The sequence below is a fragment of the Ideonella sp. P3_A4 genome, from assembly GCF_056403075.1.
The window spans coordinates 1-1,730 of record NZ_JBFUGE010000938.1 but is presented as its reverse complement, the minus strand read 5'-3'; the positions used below and the strand labels follow the sequence as shown (position 1 = coordinate 1,730).

Annotated in this window: 2 protein-coding genes; both read right to left on the bottom strand. The window is 67.5% G+C overall.

What is annotated here, in order from left to right; all coding sequences use genetic code 11:
* Positions 1–762, bottom strand: a 762-nt coding sequence (locus tag AC1DYI_RS34630; protein WP_477208630.1) for a wax ester/triacylglycerol synthase domain-containing protein, incomplete at its 3' end; no start/stop codon positions are given.
* An 80-nt stretch (positions 763–842) separates the two neighbouring features.
* A partial coding sequence (locus AC1DYI_RS34625; protein WP_477208629.1) for a 3-hydroxyisobutyryl-CoA hydrolase occupies positions 843–1,730 on the bottom strand: 888 nt, incomplete at its 5' end.

Below are 1,730 nucleotides of genomic sequence, written 5' to 3'. Positions count from 1 at the left end.
CGGCGTGACCGACACGTTCAGCATCGTGCGCGGTGCGAGCGCGAGGTTGCTGACCTTGCTCTTGCCGCGGTTCAGCAGCGGCGTGTTCATGGCCACCGCGCCGGCGGCGCGGGTGAGGCTGGTGACCGTGGACGGCAGTTCACGGATGATCTGCCCGACCTGCAGCACCTCGCCCGCGATGGCGCCGCGCAGCATCTCGGCCATGTCGTGGCGGAAGGTCTTCACGCGCTTGGATGGACGCGTCTCGATCACCCTCGGCTCGGGCGTCAGGTCGAACAGGATGTTGGCCAACGCGACCGCAGCCTGGCCGTCGACCGCGGCATGGTGGACCTGGCTGTACAGCGCCACGCGCTTGCGGCCTTCGGGCGACTTGCCCAACCCTTCCATCACATGGAACCGCCACAGCGGCTTGCTGCGGTCCAGCAGCTTCGGGTGCAGTTCGCCGACGGCCGCATGCAGCTCGGCCAGGCCATCGCCCTTCTTCGCCGACGCCGGCAGCTTGACCTCGACGACGTGCTTGTTCAGATCGGGTTCAGCATCGACCCAGGCCGGGTTCGCGAGGTTCAGCGGCATCCACCACAGGCGGCGGCGCAGCGCCGGCATCAGCGGCAGCCGCGCGGCCAGCAAGGTGCGCAGATCCTTGACGAAATGGCCCTTGTAGCCTTCCGGCATCTCGAGCACATGCAAGGCGCCCACGTGCATGGGCATCTCGGGCGACTCGATGTAGAGGAAGGTCGCATCCAGGCCGCTGAGCTGAAGCATGGGGTTCCCTGTGGTTCGAATCGGAATCGGCCCATGCTAGGGCGTGGCGCCGCGGCGGGCGCTCGGGTATCGCCCTAGGATCAGCGCAGCTGGGCCAACGGGTGCGCCCAAGCGGGCCAGGGGCTGTCAAAGAAGGCGTCGACCATCGCCGGCGTCACATCGGCCACACGCGCCGGGTTCCAGCGCGGAGCGTGGTCCTTGTCGATCGCCAACGCGCGAACGCCCTCCACTGTTTCGCTCGCTGCGCCAGGGCGCAGATGGAAGCAGTGGCGCACCAGGTCGCGCTCCATGCGCAGGTCGTCGGCCAAGCTCATGTGGCGGGCACGGCGGATCTGCTCCAGTGTCACGGCCATCATCAGCGGCGATTGCTTGCGCAGCGCGGCCAGCGTGGCTTGTGCCCAGTCGCTGGTGTCGGCCAACAGCGATTGTTCGATCGCCTGCAGATTGGCGCCGGCGAAATGCTGATCGATCTGCGCACGCTGCGCAGCGATCGGTGCGGCGGCGTGATGCGCGGCAGCGTGTTGGCGCAGCGTGTCGGCGATCGATTGCATCGTCAGCCAGGGCAATGCAGCCAATGAGTCGATCACCACCGCCAGTGAAGCCGAAGGCAGCTCGACATCGGCCAGGCCGGTCTCGATCGCATCGGCCGCCTTCAGCACGTGGCCAGTCAGCGCGAGGTACTCGCCCAGGCGGCCGGCGCAGCGCGACAGGAACCAGCCGCCGCCCACATCGGGGAACAGGCCGATGTGCGTCTCGGGCATCGCCAGCTTGCTGTGCTCGGTGACCACGCGGTGCGAGGCACCTTGCGAGATGCCCATGCCGCCACCCATGCAGATGCCGTCCATCCACGCGATGTAGGGCTTGGGATAGCCGTGGATCAGGTGGTTGAGCGCGTACTCTTCGGTGAAGAAGTCTTCGAGCTTCGGGTCGCCGGCCAGTGCCGCCTGGTGGAAGAAGCGGATGTCGCC